Origin of the sequence: Microcoleus sp. AT3-D2 (assembly GCF_036705715.1) — a bacterium.
Lineage (GTDB): Bacteria > Cyanobacteriota > Cyanobacteriia > Cyanobacteriales > Microcoleaceae > Microcoleus.
In genome coordinates, this window is record NZ_JAUBVE010000071.1 from 1 (window position 1) to 14,837 (window position 14,837).

Sequence of the window (14,837 nt, forward strand, 5' to 3'; positions counted from 1 at the left end):
TCGACTTTTTTTGACGCTTTTATTGATTTTAACTATTTTACACTTATTCGGATATTTACAAAACCGGGATGCTCCCACTTCGCCAAATTACTTTGTGGTGGAATGGCTATTAGAAATGCCATATTTTGTGCTAGCACAAACTTGTCTAACTTCATTGGATATTTTCCTATTCCTAGTTTTAAGGTACTCACGTAAGTATTTTTTTTATCTCACTGAAAACCACAGGACTTACATCGTCGAATTTTCTTATTTTCAAAGTCTTTGTAGTTAATGCAGATAGCCGAACATTCCGCAAGTATTGCACCATCCGCTGCTGTCGAACAGAGAATTCCCAGGGAATGGGACAGTTGTATCAGCCATGACAGAGCGCTTCCAGCGATCGCGTACCGATAAGGAATAATGGCGTCATGAATACTGCGGTAAGCCCCGTTGGCAAACAGTATAGCTTCTTCTTTGACTTCATCCGAGTGCAACATCGAAATTGATACTCTTGCCTCATATTGAATTGTGGTGTCAATCACGCCTTCATGGCTGTCGGCTGTGACATCATGGACCTGAATGAGTTGCCAAGGAATACCCAAGGCATCGCGGTCAGGAGACCTATCAGGCAACAACACGCGATCGCCAACTTCCTTTGATTCATGGGGTGTAACTGCAAAATGCTCATTATTCCAACCAGTAGCAACGAGGCGTCCATCACGCTTTTTAACTTGGAGTGTCTTGCCCATTGCTTCGATGCGCTGGCAGACTTCTTGCAACGATTTGAGAGCGATTTTTGCCAGAGAGCGTTTCCTCGGTAAATGTAAATAAAAGGGTAGAGTTGGTTTTCGGTTGTGCAAATTTCCTAGGTTTTGTGCCTTGACTACCCCTACCCTAAGCAAAGATGTTATGGCTTATTGAGCCAAAGTTTAGATTTGAGCAACGTTAAGGTTAGCAACTAACCCATACGTTGATATGTACTCTTCTAACTCCGCTAAATCAACACTGCCATTTTTATCGGAGTCAAGAGTATTAAAAAGATAATCAGTGATGTAACTTCTGACTTCTTCAGAGCTACGTTCGCCTGTTGTCATATCTTCGATTTGCCCTAACAACTCCATAATCTCAGTTCGTTCTAGCGACTTACTTCCATCCGTATCCAATTGAAGGAAAAGCTTTTTGATATCTTCTGTTGCCACTCTCGAAGAACGCAGTGTTTCTCTCAGTATGTCATTGCCAAATGAATTCATGAACAATATCTGTTCGATGAGTGGTATGCAGAAAAAGCCCAGCGCTGCCCAAAAAATTGCATATCTTACTGCTTCTGGATTTGCAGTTGCACTAACTTCGATGAAAAGAGCCGCCCAAAGGAAAAAGTTTGGGTTCACAAGCAGGATATAAGCATCCCGAGCTTCTGCCTTACTTAGCTTGCCCTTTGTCACTATTGAGGTTAATGTAGCTACTACGCGCATCGAGACAAATACTAAAGTTGCAATTGCCAGTTGTTGCAGACAAGCGAGCGAGCGATTCGGATCGGTTGAAGAAAATAGATCCGAAATGAAGGTTGATGGAGTAAACTGAAACCCTGTTGCCAAAGCCATGAATGCGACAGCAAGCACTCCAATGAATTTCCAGTTTTTACTGTGGTGGTTTGATTCCACCGGGGATTGGTCGCGCCAAAACTGGGCGATCGCACCCGGTATTGCCAGACCTAAAATTAGAATGACACCGAAAAAGATCAGGCTGTCAACGTTAATGGGTAAATTGGCAACCTTCAATGTAGCCAGAAGCACCAGTGGAGCAACGATTGATAGCGTTCTTGACAAAAGAGCCGAGGGATAAAGATTACCGCCCCAAAGCACGGATAAAACTGGGGAAGTAAGGGCTGGGGGAACCATCCAAAACAGCACCCACAAAACTTTGTACAGATCCGCTTCGCTCTGATACAAAAATCCAGAAAATAGTAAAAATAGCCCAACTACCCATCGCACTGCCATCCACCCGTAAACTAGATACTTCACAGTAGAGGTTACTTTGCGTTTACTCGCTGCAAAGTCGATGTCTAGGTAGGTATAAAACGTTGAGGCGGCTAGACACGCAACGATTATTGCTCGAAATAGCGCTGACGGAATCGCTCCTGCTCCGGCAGTGATTGCCCCTACCAAGCTTCCCAGCAAAAAGGCGGCGGCATAGATGAAAATCGCCCACATAATTGAAAGATCGTTGATCTCTTTCCGCACAGAAGCGGCACCACCAGATTCTTTGTCGCGAAACTTGACGAGATCCACACCGCTGAGAGCTTTACCATTGGGAAGTTTCAGGTGTTTATAAGCCTGCGGCGGTAGACCGCTTAAATAAAGTGCTAGAGGTTCCAATACATATTGGTGGCACACTACTAGAACTGTTTCTCCCCGTTCCAAGTGCGGTACTATTTTGTCTTCGTAGAAACGGGCAGCGCGAGAGTAAACTTGGGCAATCTTTTCGCCAGCCGGAGGTGCTTCGTTATGTGAATGCAACATTTCCTCGAAGCCTTCGTAGCCCAGTGCTAAACGTAGCAAATTTAGGTTACGACCCGCAAAAATACCAAAGGATTTTTCGCTAATTCGATGGTCGATTTGAACGGGGGTATCGGACGACTTTAGTGCTTGACTTTCAGCAAGGGCGATTTCACAGGTTTGCCGTGCGCGTCTCATGTGGGAGACATATACTGCGTCAAACTTTGTACCTTTTTTCTTCAGGTCAACACCTGCACGGCGCGCCTGCAATCGGCCAAAGGATGTGAGGTCAACATCCAGAACTCCTGCAAAAATGTTGCGTTCGTTACTGGTACTTTCACCGTGCCGAATAAAGTAGACACGTCCTAGCTGTTCTGCATTGAATTCTTTTTGTGAAGCGATCGATCGATCGATCTTCGGTACTTTGTACCTGGTCATCTAAGTTTCTAGTATTCATGGTTCACCTGACTAAGCCTTAAACAGGATTTAGATTTTTTCTAAAGTTGAATGAAGTTCCAGACTTTCAAGTCAAAGCTGCTAACGACAAAAAGCACTTTGCTACGAAAGCAATGTCTTGAAGCGTGCAGAGTATAGTCTGAGCCAAACTCCTCGGACTGTAGTAACACTCACTAATTGATCAGGAGCGATCGCACAACTGACAACATGAAGACTACCCAAATCTTCAACGAATCGGGGGCAAAATTTTAGATGAAGAAAGCCCAGCTCGCTGTCGCCATCCCAAACCAACAGATTCGCTAGATTGGCAGCAGCTTAATGTCTATCTAGCTTAGGACATAGATCGCCCATCTAACTAATAAGTTTTGTGCAAAACCCGGCCTGTACTGCGAGAATTATCAGTTTTGCACCTGCATGACAGCCAAAAAGATTATGCTAGAATCCATCAATACGCAGTCGTAGGTTGGGCACGGGCCGAGAAGAGCAATCTTCTTGCAGTCTAGGGGAGGTTGTAGGTCAGCCACCATTTGGGTCTTCCCAGTTGAAAGCCACCCTGCAACATGAGCCTGGAATCTGCAACCGCAGCCGAGTGCGGCAGATAGGTTGGGAGTGTCGCGCTAGAATAAGCAGTACGAGTTAACACTCGAACACAAACGCTCGTTGTGCGAGCGTGACCTCGAAACGGGCACATAGCAGCAGGTGATGGGAATAAATCATGTTTGAACGCTTCACAGAAAAAGCAATAAAAGTAATCATGTTGGCCCAGGAAGAAGCTCGCCGCCTGGGTCACAACTTCGTAGGGACAGAACAGATCCTCCTGGGTCTGATCGGAGAAGGAACCGGGGTTGCAGCGAAAGTCCTCAAATCAATGGGCGTCAACCTGAAAGACGCTCGGATTGAAGTGGAAAAAATTATCGGTCGCGGTTCCGGCTTCGTAGCAGTCGAAATTCCGTTCACTCCCCGCGCCAAGCGGGTTCTAGAACTATCCCTAGAAGAAGCTCGCCAACTCGGACACAACTATATAGGTACTGAACACCTGCTGCTCGGTCTGATCCGCGAAGGTGAAGGAGTAGCGGCCAGAGTCTTAGAAAACCTGGGAGTAGACTTGTCGAAAGTCCGCACCCAAGTGATTCGGATGCTGGGAGAAACCGCAGAAGTCGCAGCCACTGGCGGCGGCGCTCGCACCAAAACCCCAACCCTCGACGAATTTGGAGCCAACCTCACTCAAATGGCAGTCGATGGGAAACTAGACCCAGTAGTCGGACGCCAAAAAGAAATCGAACGGGTAATTCAAATCCTGGGTCGCCGCACTAAAAATAACCCGGTGCTCATCGGGGAACCCGGAGTCGGCAAAACCGCGATCGCCGAAGGTCTGGCCCAGCGCATCGCTAACAACGACATCCCAGACATCCTCGAAGAAAAGCGCGTTGTTACCCTCGACATCGGGTTGCTGGTTGCGGGTACTAAATACCGGGGCGAATTTGAAGAACGCCTCAAAAAAATCATGGACGAAATCCGCACAGCGGGTAACGTGATTTTGGTGATTGACGAAGTGCACACTTTGATCGGTGCAGGTGCTGCTGAAGGGGCGATCGACGCGGCCAACATTCTCAAGCCGGCTTTGGCAAGAGGCGAGCTCCAGTGTATCGGCGCTACCACCCTCGATGAGTATCGCAAGCACATCGAGCGCGATGCAGCCCTAGAACGGCGCTTCCAGCCCGTGATGGTCGGCGAACCCACCGTTGACGAGACGATCGAGATTCTCTTCGGTCTGCGGGAACGCTACGAACAGCACCACAAGCTGAAAATCTTGGATACGGCCCTCGAAGCTGCAGCCAAACTCTCACATCGGTACATCTCCGATCGCTTCCTCCCAGACAAAGCAATTGACTTGGTAGACGAAGCTGGTTCCAGAGTTCGCTTGATCAACTCCCAACTGCCCCCCGCAGCCAAAGAACTTGACAAAGAACTCCGCCAAGTCCTCAAAGATAAAGACGAAGCGGTGCGTTCTCAAGACTTTGACAAAGCCGGCGAATTGCGCGATCGAGAAATGACGATCAAAGCCGAAATTCGCGCTATTTCCCAAGCCAAAAAAACCGACTCGGCCCGCACCGGCGAAACCGACCCATCGCCAGTAGTCACCGAAGAAGATATCGCTCAAATCGTGGCAAGCTGGACGGGAGTCCCGGTCAACAAACTGACCGAATCCGAATCCGAAAAGCTACTGCACATGGAAGATACCTTGCACCAGCGCTTGATCGGCCAGGAAGAAGCAGTAAAAGCCGTTTCCCGCGCCATCCGTCGCGCTCGCGTTGGCTTGAAAAATCCGAATCGCCCGATCGCCAGTTTCATCTTCTCCGGGCCTACCGGCGTCGGCAAAACCGAACTCACCAAAGCCCTAGCCGGCTACTTCTTCGGTTCAGAAGACGCGATGATTCGGCTGGATATGTCGGAGTACATGGAACGTCACACCGTCTCCAAACTCATCGGTTCTCCTCCAGGCTACGTCGGCTACAACGAAGGCGGCCAACTCACAGAAGCAGTCCGCCGCCGTCCTTACACCGTCGTGCTGTTCGACGAAATCGAAAAAGCCCACCCCGATGTCTTCAATATGCTTTTGCAAATATTGGAAGACGGCCGCTTAACCGATGCCAAAGGTCGCACCGTGGACTTCAAAAACACGCTGCTGATTATGACCTCAAACATTGGTTCTAAGGTGATTGAAAAAGGTGGCGGCGGCCTCGGCTTTGAGTTCAGCGACAACCAAGCCGATGCTAATTACAACCGCATTCGTTCTTTGGTTAACGAAGAACTCAAAAACTACTTCCGCCCCGAATTCCTCAACCGACTCGACGAAATTATCGTCTTCCGCCAGTTGAACAAGGAAGAAGTCAAGGAAATCGCGGTCATCATGCTCAAAGAAGTGTTCGGTCGTTTGACAGAACAGGGAATCACCCTGGAAGTGACCGAAAAATTCAAAGAACGGCTGGTAGAAGAAGGCTACAACCCCAGCTACGGAGCTCGACCCCTGCGCCGCGCCATTATGCGCTTGTTGGAAGACAGCTTGGCTGAGGAAATCCTTTCTGGCCGCATCAAAGACGGCGACACCGCTGTTGTGGATGTGGGCGAGGACGGAATTGTTAAGGTGCTGCAAGGTCAAAAGCGGGAATTGCTGCCCCAAGGCGCTGAGTAAGTTTGAGTAAGTGCGATCGCGAGTTAAGTTGGGAAATAACCAATCTCGCGATCGCAAAAAACTCAAAAACCTCACATAAAAAAGGTAGAGAATTTAAATTCTCTGCCTTTTTTATGAGTTAATATCAAGAGTAGACTTATTGCATAAATCTTTGATTGATAGGGAAACCGTAGATGCAACGCAGAAGCATTTGTAGATTTTTTGCCAATGCCTGCACTTCAAGTCTAGTAATTAACAGCAACCTTCTTCAAGGGTAAGCTAATCAGCATTTAAATTGTATATTTGGGGCGGGTTCGCGTGCCCATATCGCTCATTGTTGAATTATTTATTGAGATGCAATTTAAATGCTGATGAGCTTAATCAGATAATTAGTGGCAACTATATAGCGAGGATTTTCATGACATCTGAAAAAAATAATTTGGGTACAAAAGTAGCAGAAAATCCGCCTGAAAGCTGGTGGCAGAAAGCGTGGAAGTCGCAGCGAGAAAATCTTCAGATAGTGATTATTGCTTTGAGTTTAGCAATAGTGATTCGAGCGTTGGTCGCCGAACCGCGCTACATACCCTCGGATTCTATGGTACCCACTTTGCACGTGGGCGATCGCGTCGTAGTCGAAAAAATCTCCTACTACCTCGAACCTCCCAAAACTGGCGACATCGTAGTATTTGCTCCTCCCGAAAAGTTGCAAGAAGAAGGCTTTACCCAAGACCAAGCATTCATCAAGCGGATAATTGGCTTACCGGGTCAAACCGTCGCCGTTAAAAAAGGTTTAGTTTATCTCAACGACAAACCCCTCGTCGAAAAATATATTGCCGAACCTCCTAAGTACCAGTGGGGGCCTTACCGCGTCCCAGACAATGAATACTTTGTGATGGGAGACAACCGCAACAACAGCAACGACTCCAGCAGGTGGGGATTTTTACCTAAGCAGAATATCATCGGCCGCGCTGTAGTGCGGTTTTGGCCTCTAGAACGCATCGGGGAAGTTTGAAGAAGTCATTAGTCATTAGTCATCAGTCATTAGTTATTGGTTATTGGTTGGTTGTTAGTTTTAATAACCAATAACCAATGCTTTTCGGGCCCGATGCCCGATGCCCGATGCCCGATGCCCAATGCCCTGTTTGGCCAATGCTCAATGCCCGATGCCCAATGCCCATGCCTTATGCTGTACGGAAATTTCTACTTATTCTTGTGCCTTAAGGGGTAGGGACTTGCTCCGGCAACTGATAAAATAGTACAAAAAGCAGCGGGATTTCTCGCCTAGATCAAAATTAGTTGAATATTAAAAAATTAGGAAAGCTATGGGATTTTTTGATTCAGAAATTGTTCAGCAAGAAGCCAAGCTGTTGTTTGAAGACTATCAATCTCTCATCAAACTAGGTGGCAATTACGGCAAATTCGATCGCGAAGGCAAGAAAATGTTCATCGCTCAGATGGAATCGATGATGGAGCGCTACCGTATTTTTATGAAGCGCTTTGAGCTGTCTGAGGACTTCATGGCTCAGATGACTGTAGAGCAGTTAAAAACACAGCTCAATCAATTTGGCATCACGCCCCAGCAGATGTTTGAGCAAATGAACTCAACGCTGGAGCGGATGAAATCTGAGCTGGAAAAACAATCCTAGTGTCAGAAGGAAGAAGGAAGTTCGGCAACGGATTAGCTTTCTTCGGATGTAACCGATGTAACGGATGGAAGGAAGAAGGAAGAAGGAAGAAGGAAGAGGGAAGAAGGAAGAAAAAGAATGTATTCCCAATGCCCAATGCCCCATGCCCAATGCCCAATGCCCCATGACTGATAATTAAGGGCGCTCAAAAGATGAAGCAGGTTTGAAGCTTTCTGCGGGAACTCCCTGCAAAGCTTGGCTCATAAAATCGCGCCAAACAGGGGCGACAATCCCACCGCCAGTAGCACCGTAGCTCATCGGTCTATAATTGTCGTTGCCCATCCAAACAGCCACCGACAACTGCGGCACGTAACCCACAAACCAGATATCCCGTTCTGAGGAAGTTGTACCAGTTTTCCCAGCAGCCGGTCGCCCAAGTTGAGCAGCCCTTGCCGTTCCGCTGCTAATTACGCCTTGCAGGGCGCTGTTGACAGATGCCGCTGCCCAGGAATTGAGAACTAATTTGGGTTTGGGCGTATTGTCGAGCAACACGTTGCCACTGCTGTCAGTGACTTGCACGATAAAGGTGGTGTCAGAATGCCAGCCGTTGTTCGCGAAGGTAGCAAAAGCTCCGGCCATTTCTAAAGGAGTGAGGTCAACGGCACCCAATGGCAAAGAAATCACCGGTTCCATCGGACTTCTGATGCCGAGGACGCGGCAAATCTCAATCACTTTATTCAATCCGACTTCTTGGCCAAGCTTGACGGCGGGAATGTTCAGAGAGACTTCCAAAGCTCTGCGGATGCTGACGGCACCGGAGAAGCCGCCGCCGTAGTTTTGAGGGTAGTAGTAGCCGTCGCCGTCGCGGTAGCCGACAGGGGAGTCGTAGACAACTGAATCCGGGGCGTATTTGCCACTAGCAAAGGCAGCGTAGTAGATAAAAGGTTTAAAAGAAGATCCGGGCTGGCGACGCGCTTGAATGGCGCGGTTGAACTGACTCTTTTCGTAATCGACGCCGCCAACCATTGCTTTGACGAAGTGGGTGCGGGGATCGACGGCGGCTAGGGCAATTTGACCTTGCTCGCGATCGTAAAACAGCCCTTGGTAGTAAAGCCGATTGTGCCACGCTTTGACTGTTTCTTCGGCTATGCGCTGCATTTTGAGGTCGATCGTGGTTTGAACGCGCATTCCTCCCTTAACCACGGCATCTCGCCCGAAACGCCTCGTCAGTTCCTGGACTACGGCTTGTGTTACGTAAGGAACTTGAGAGCCGCCAAAAGAGGTAATTTTACCTAGCTTAATTTTTTCCTGGCGGGCAGCAGTCTCTTGGGCCGGCGTAATCCATTTAAGATCCTTCATGCGGCCTAAAACGAGGGCTTGCCGCTCTTTTGCCAATTTGTAATTGACGAAAGGACTGTATTCTTCGGGGGCAGAAATTAAGCCGGCCAGCATCGCTGCTTCTGAAAGAGTCAAATTACTTGCGGACTTGTTGAAATAGCTTCGAGAGGCTGTCTCTACGCCGTACAAGTTGTGACCTAAGTAGATTTGATTCAGGTATAGTTGCAGAATTTGGTCTTTGTTGAGAATTTGCTCCAAGCGGATAGACATTACCGCTTCAGCTACCTTGCGACTAAATTTTGACTGGGGAGATAGAAACAGGTTCTTGACTAGCTGCATAGTCATAGTCGAGCCGCCTTCAACAGTTCTACCTTTCTCTAGGTTGACCATCAGAGCTCGGGCTATCCCGCCGGGGTTGATGCCTTTGTGGGTGAAGAAGTTGCTATCTTCGATCGCCAGAACAGCTCGTTTCAGGTGCGGGGAGATTTGGTCAAGGGGTACGACATCCCGGTTGGCTTCGTCGTGGATGCTGGCTAGGGGCTTGCCGTTGATGTCGTAAATGTGGGTAGTTTCTGTGGGAGAGTAGGTTTGCAAGATCCGAACATCTGGCAAATTGCGGAAGCTGATCGCTAAGCCAACCAGTCCACCAGCGACTACGGAACTGGCAAGCATTGTCATGCTGAGTATGGTTCCGGCGGTCACTTTACTGACTGACTGAACAAACTCGAATACGGGGGCTGAGTTTTCCGTGTTATTGCGGACTGCGTTGGTTGACACGTGGATTTCACTTCCTCACTCGATTTGGTGTTTAAGACTTTTAATTTTAGATGCGAACCCTAGAGACTGTCAGTCGATTTTAGATTTTAGATTTTAGATTTATTCCACAGATGAATCTGGGAGTTTGAACAAGAGTCTAAAATTTGGGGATCTCCACGACTGTTGTACGTGGCAGCGTATCCGTTTTTGGGCGGGGTCAGCTAATGAAAGCCGGTCAGCTTTCGGATTATAGTAGCGTGATAGTTATGTTTTTATGCGTCAACCAGTGAGTGTAACTAATTCTGCTGCACTTTGGCAAAATATGATGGACGATCGCTCCCCGATGATAACTCCTAACCTTTCAGCGCTTTACCGCGGCGTCAGCGAGATTTTTCCAGATCGACCTGATTCTAGCAACCCTGACGAAAATTTAGCCCAACTGCTGGCAAAAGTCGATCGACCCTTGCGCGTCAAACTGGGAATTGACCCGACAGGCAGTGACATTCACTTGGGACACAGCATTTGCGTCCGCAAGCTGCGAGCTTTTCAGGATGCCGGTCACACAGCCGTACTGCTGATCGGAGATTTTACCGCAAGAATTGGCGATCCGACAGGGAAGTCGGAGATGCGTAGCCAGTTGACGGCCGAACAAGTGGCGGAAAATGCCAAGACTTATTTAGACCAAGTGCGTCCGATTCTAGATTTTGACACACCCGGACGTTTGGAAATTCGCTATAACTCCGAGTGGTTGTCGAAATTGGACTTGGCGAAGATTTTGGAACTGCTGAAGACGATGACGGTGCAGCAGATGCTCGCTAAAGAGGGATTTGATAATCGGATGCAGCAGGAGAATGCGATTTATCTGCATGAGTTTCTGTATCCACTAATGCAGGGTTACGATTCGGTGGCTTTGGAAGCGGATGTGGAGTTGGGGGGAACCGACCAAAAGTTTAATATTGCGGTGGGAAGAGATTTGCAGCGGCATTTTGGGATGAAACCGCAGTTTGGTTTGCTGATGCCGATTTTGATCGGGACTGACGGGGTGCAGAAGATGTCGAAGTCTTTGGGCAATTATGTGGGTTTGTCGGAAGACCCGCTGACGATGTATTCTAAGTTGGAGAAAATTGCTGATAGTTCGATCGCCCAATATTTTGAACTATTGACAGATTTGCCACTTGATGAATTGCCAGAAAATCCGCGAGAAAAACAGAAACTTTTGGCTTTGGATGTGGTGCGCCAATATCGGGGGAAGGAAGCGGCGGAACGCGCACAACAAGATGCAATTGCGCTGGTTAAAGGTGCTGCGGGACAAGCTGATGCTGTGGCGGAGTTTTCTTTGGCAAGTGTGCAGTTTCCGGCTAAGTTGTTTTATATTCTAAGTGCTAGCGGGCTTTGTAAAAGCAGCGGTGATGCGCGGAAGTTGATGCAGGGCGGTGGGGTGAAGTTGGAGGGCGATCGGGTTTCTGATGTTAATCTTACTTTTGAATCACCTGCTGATTTATGCGGTAAGGTTTTGCAGGTTGGGAAGAATAAGTTTGTGCGATTGGTGTCTTAAATCTCTTTTTTGACCGCAGATGAATACTGAAGATGAACGCTGATGAACGCTGATAATCGAATTATTGTTGCTTTGGATGTTTCGAGTCAAGAAGAGGCGATCGCACTTCTTGACAAACTGCCTGATGTATCTTTCTGGAAAGTCGGTTTGGAACTGTTTGTGAGTTCCGGGCCGGGGATTTTGGAAATTTTAAAACAGCGGGAAAAGCGGATTTTTCTCGATTTGAAGTTTCACGATATCCCGAATACTGTGGCTGGTGCTTGTCGGGCTGCTGCTAAGTATAATGTGGATTTATTGACTATCCATTCTACTTGCGGTAAAGATGCTTTGAAAGCGGCACAGTTGGCTTTGACTGAAGGGGCGGCGACTGTGGATAAACCGACTCCTAAGTTGATTGCAATTACCCTGTTAACGAGTTTGAATTCGCGACAGTTGGCTTTTGAGTTGAAAATACCTTTGGAGTTGCCGGAATTTGCTTTGCACATGGCATTGTTGGCTAAGGAAACGGGTTTAGCTGGTGCTGTTTGTTCTCCGCAAGAGGTGGAACAGTTAAGAATGAGTTGCGGGGATGATTTTCTGTTAGTTTGTCCCGGTGTGCGTCCGAAATGGGCCGATGGGGGCGATCAAAGGCGATCGATGACTCCGAAGGCGGCTTTGAAAGCTGGTGCGGATTATCTGGTGATTGGGCGCCCGATTACTGCTTCGGATGATCCGGCGGCGGCTTTTGCGCGTATTTGTGAAGAGATTGAATAACAATATGAATGTTTTTTAAACCGCAGGTAAATACAGATGAACACAGAGAAAATTTCATCAGCGTTTATCGGTGTTTATCTGCTGATATCTGCGGTTGGCGAAAAGAAATTAAGCTGCTATTACAGCCGATCACAAAATAGCTAGTTTCTACTTTTTAGTAATTTGGTAAGATGTTAAAATTTACAACTCTCGACGCGAGATGGGGATTCTAATATTGATGTGTCAGGAGTCTTACCTTGAGTAACAGCAATCTCTGTCTTTAATCCTAAAGCCTTCAGCAAACCAATAAATCGGTAAATCTCTTCTCCCCCTGATGCTTTCAACAATTCCTCAAGTTTCTCCCAATTCTGTTGTTCGTCTTCAGCCATGATAGAGAGTTTATCTTGAGCTTTCACTACGTCTTTGAGTACCGTCAGTAACAGTTCAGATTCCGGTTCTTTTTCTTCTAAAATTGCTTGAATATAAGCAGCAGCTTCTTCAATTTCTTGGAGGGATTTAATCAGATAGTCATGATAACTGTGGGTTTTAGGCATTGTTTCTACTCCTGAATTCTATCCAGTATTCTTTGGCCTTGCGAATATCTCGATCTTGGGTACTTTTATTTCCACCGCAGAGAAGCAGTACAATAGTTGAGTCTCTTTCTCCAAAATAAACCCGGTAGCCTGGGCCGCAGTCAATTTTCAACTCAAAAACACCCTCTCCTACTGATTTACAGTCTCCTAAATTACCAAGAGCCACTCGCTGAAGTCTACCTTTTATTTTAGCTTTCCCTTCGCGATAGCGCAAAGAATCAAGCCACTCTTCAAAAGGTATTTTTCCCTCTAAGGTTTCATAGGTTTGAATTTCTCTCGGTAGGACTTCCATGATTTCATTTAATACAAACCTTAGCGTCAATCGATAAAATTTTAGCTCATTCCGGTCAGTGCCAGGTATCAGAAACGTAGAATAGGCGTGGTTTCGTGGTTTGAGCCTCGGTTATAAATCTTAACGAAACTCTGAAACGCTTAGATGTTAAAGTTTACAAGTCTCGACGCGCTCGAAGAGAGCACCAGCCACCGAAACCATTAAACCCACACCACCCCCCCACCACCCAATATCTATATGCGGGAGGTGTCCTTCTGGTGCTTGGGAGTTGAATTTTAGTTCATCATAGTCCAAATAGTTACTATTCACACGCCAACCTACGCGATCCGAATACGCTTCCCATATTTTCTCATCATGTTTCCTGATTCCCCCCAGACTTTGATAGATGCGCTTCTGCACGCCAAAGCCAAAGCGTCCATTACTGTATTTTACCCAAAGTTGGTCAATCGTTCGCAAGTCTTCACAAGGAAACTGATCTATTGACACATTCAGCCATCCACTTCTCTCCCTACGCCCCACCTTCAACATCACTCTCGCCGTTTCCTCATCCGCCTCTTTCCACTTTCCTGCTGCTCATAAATCACGCAATTTTATATAATTCATCCCCACCGCAGAAACCAACTTCACCTCATTAGTCTCCTGTTTAGGCATTATCTCACTAGCTGATATTTGATTAGATGCTACTGGTGAAGAATGAAAAGGTTTTGGTTGAGGTTTGACTGATATTTGAGTAGGTGATACTGAGACAGGATTAAGAGCTTGCAATACTTCTGTAGCTGATTGATAACGCGCACCCACTGGAAACAATAGCATTTTATCTAATACTTTACCCAAGTCATTGCTGAGAGAAACTGCTTTATTTCTCCATACCCATTCAATTTGCATCGGATCGAAAAGTTCGTCAGCCAAAGTTCCATTTTTCTCTTCCAGCAAACACCCGGTTAATAACCGAATGCAAGTTACACCAAGGCTATAGAGGTCACTCGCTGGAAAAACATGACCTTGCATTTGTTCGGGTGCCGCATAGCCAGGAGTTCCAGTCACAGTTCCCACTCTAGTCAAAACACTACCGCTCAATTCCTTAGCAACTCCAAAGTCAATCAACACTAGAGAACCGCGAGAATTTCTAATGATGTTTTCCGGCTTAATATCTCGGTGAATTACCTTTTGCTTGTGAACAAAATCTAATATCGGTAGCAATTCTGTTAGTAATTGCTTAATCTGTTTTTCGCTAAACTTTCCCTGCTGCTCTAATTCTTTTAATAAATCCTCACCGTCAATAAATTCTTGTACTAAATAGAACCGCTTATCTTGTTCAAAAAATGCCAATAAATCAGGGATTTGAGGATGTTTACCCAAATCTCGCAGTCTCACTGCTTCTTGTTTGAATAACTCCGTCGCTTTCTGGATGGCGGCACTCCCTTGTAGTTGTGGGAGAAATTGTTTAATCACACAGATGGTATCAAGTCGATGTTCGTCTACGGCTTTGAATGTACGGCCGAAACCACCTTCGGAAATGTATTTAACTGCACGGTATCTGTCTCCAAGTAGCAGTTTGTTTCCGCAGCGTTGGCAGAATTTGGTGAGGGATGGGTTTTGATGAAGGCAATCAGGATTAAGGCATTGACTCATAAAAAGTCCTTAGTTGCACATTTTTAAAAGTAACACAATTTACAGGTTGTTACTGTTACAATGCGTAAATTGTGTCCGTTATTAAATATTTGCCTTCGTGCAGTTGTTTTCCCGGTGCCCAGTGCTGCATATTGCTGTGTTATGGTGTTTGGATACAGGAAATTGTAGCCGATGAGCTTTGCTTTGACAATTGGCGGAGGAAGATCGATGAG

The 14,837-nt window shown here is 46.8% G+C and carries 11 protein-coding genes and 1 pseudogene; 5 read left to right on the top strand and 7 right to left on the bottom strand.

All coding sequences use genetic code 11. The features are described from left to right. Positions 1–209: 209 nt before the first annotated feature. Both QUB44_RS23925 and QUB44_RS23930 read right to left on the bottom strand, forming a co-directional pair. Complete coding sequence (locus QUB44_RS23925) at positions 210–839, bottom strand: hypothetical protein (protein ID WP_333371362.1); 630 nt, start codon at positions 837–839, stop codon at positions 210–212. Between the two features lie 69 nt (positions 840–908). Further along, on the bottom strand, positions 909–2,912 hold the full coding sequence (locus QUB44_RS23930) for a histidine phosphatase family protein (protein ID WP_333371364.1): 2,004 nt from the start codon (positions 2,910–2,912) through the stop codon (positions 909–911). A gap of 733 nt (positions 2,913–3,645) precedes the next feature. Between QUB44_RS23930 and QUB44_RS23935 the strand changes: the two genes are divergently transcribed. The 3 genes from QUB44_RS23935 to QUB44_RS23945 all read left to right on the top strand — a co-directional run bounded on the left by QUB44_RS23935 (position 3,646) and on the right by QUB44_RS23945 (position 7,748). Continuing rightward, positions 3,646–6,123, top strand: a complete 2,478-nt coding sequence (locus tag QUB44_RS23935; protein ID WP_006632591.1) for an ATP-dependent Clp protease ATP-binding subunit — start codon at positions 3,646–3,648, stop codon at positions 6,121–6,123. 397 nt (positions 6,124–6,520) lie between these two features. Then, positions 6,521–7,114, top strand: coding sequence for a signal peptidase I (gene lepB / locus QUB44_RS23940; RefSeq protein ID WP_333164919.1), 594 nt, complete (start codon positions 6,521–6,523; stop codon positions 7,112–7,114). 310 nt (positions 7,115–7,424) lie between these two features. Beyond that, complete coding sequence (locus tag QUB44_RS23945; RefSeq protein WP_006632589.1) at positions 7,425–7,748, top strand: DUF1825 family protein; 324 nt, start codon at positions 7,425–7,427, stop codon at positions 7,746–7,748. 174 nt (positions 7,749–7,922) lie between these two features. Here the strand turns inward: QUB44_RS23945 and QUB44_RS23950 are convergent, their stop codons facing one another. After that, positions 7,923–9,842 carry a transglycosylase domain-containing protein gene (locus QUB44_RS23950; RefSeq protein ID WP_333371366.1) on the bottom strand — a complete coding sequence of 640 codons (1,920 nt, stop codon included), beginning with the start codon at positions 9,840–9,842 and terminating at the stop codon, positions 7,923–7,925. Positions 9,843–10,143: 301 nt separating this feature from the next. Between QUB44_RS23950 and tyrS the strand changes: the two genes are divergently transcribed. Then, the gene (gene tyrS / locus QUB44_RS23955) at positions 10,144–11,376 is read left to right on the top strand and encodes a tyrosine--tRNA ligase (protein WP_333371420.1); all 1,233 of its coding nucleotides are present in this window, start codon (positions 10,144–10,146) and stop codon (positions 11,374–11,376) included. A 42-nt stretch (positions 11,377–11,418) separates the two neighbouring features. Then, positions 11,419–12,129 (top strand): orotidine-5'-phosphate decarboxylase, encoded by a 711-nt coding sequence (gene pyrF, locus QUB44_RS23960; RefSeq protein ID WP_333371368.1) that lies wholly within the window; start codon positions 11,419–11,421, stop codon positions 12,127–12,129. A 173-nt stretch (positions 12,130–12,302) separates the two neighbouring features. Here the strand turns inward: pyrF and QUB44_RS23965 are convergent, their stop codons facing one another. The 4 genes and pseudogenes from QUB44_RS23965 to QUB44_RS23980 form a co-directional block, all read right to left on the bottom strand. Then, positions 12,303–12,662 (bottom strand): transcriptional regulator, encoded by a 360-nt coding sequence (locus QUB44_RS23965; protein WP_333231154.1) that lies wholly within the window; start codon positions 12,660–12,662, stop codon positions 12,303–12,305. Next, complete coding sequence (locus tag QUB44_RS23970) at positions 12,655–12,993, bottom strand: type II toxin-antitoxin system RelE/ParE family toxin (RefSeq protein WP_333371370.1); 339 nt, start codon at positions 12,991–12,993, stop codon at positions 12,655–12,657. The genes QUB44_RS23965 and QUB44_RS23970 overlap by 8 nt, the downstream gene beginning before the upstream one ends. Positions 12,994–13,140: 147 nt before the next feature. After that, a pseudogene (locus tag QUB44_RS23975) lies at positions 13,141–13,551 on the bottom strand (GUN4 domain-containing protein); the annotation flags it as partial. Between the two features lie 15 nt (positions 13,552–13,566). After that, positions 13,567–14,625 carry a serine/threonine-protein kinase gene (locus tag QUB44_RS23980; RefSeq protein WP_333371372.1) on the bottom strand — a complete coding sequence of 353 codons (1,059 nt, stop codon included), beginning with the start codon at positions 14,623–14,625 and terminating at the stop codon, positions 13,567–13,569. Positions 14,626–14,837: the final 212 nt, after the last annotated feature.

Coding starts and splice junctions, on each gene's coding strand:
- QUB44_RS23965 (WP_333231154.1), bottom strand. CDS start 12,662: ATGCCTAAAACCCACAGTTATCATGACTATCTGATTAAATCCCTCCAA.
- QUB44_RS23945 (WP_006632589.1), top strand. CDS start 7,425: ATGGGATTTTTTGATTCAGAAATTGTTCAGCAAGAAGCCAAGCTGTTG.
- QUB44_RS23970 (WP_333371370.1), bottom strand. CDS start 12,993: ATGGAAGTCCTACCGAGAGAAATTCAAACCTATGAAACCTTAGAGGGA.
- tyrS (WP_333371420.1), top strand. CDS start 10,144: ATGATGGACGATCGCTCCCCGATGATAACTCCTAACCTTTCAGCGCTT.
- QUB44_RS23935 (WP_006632591.1), top strand. CDS start 3,646: ATGTTTGAACGCTTCACAGAAAAAGCAATAAAAGTAATCATGTTGGCC.
- QUB44_RS23980 (WP_333371372.1), bottom strand. CDS start 14,625: ATGAGTCAATGCCTTAATCCTGATTGCCTTCATCAAAACCCATCCCTC.
- QUB44_RS23930 (WP_333371364.1), bottom strand. CDS start 2,912: ATGACCAGGTACAAAGTACCGAAGATCGATCGATCGATCGCTTCACAA.
- pyrF (WP_333371368.1), top strand. CDS start 11,419: ATGAACGCTGATAATCGAATTATTGTTGCTTTGGATGTTTCGAGTCAA.
- lepB (WP_333164919.1), top strand. CDS start 6,521: ATGACATCTGAAAAAAATAATTTGGGTACAAAAGTAGCAGAAAATCCG.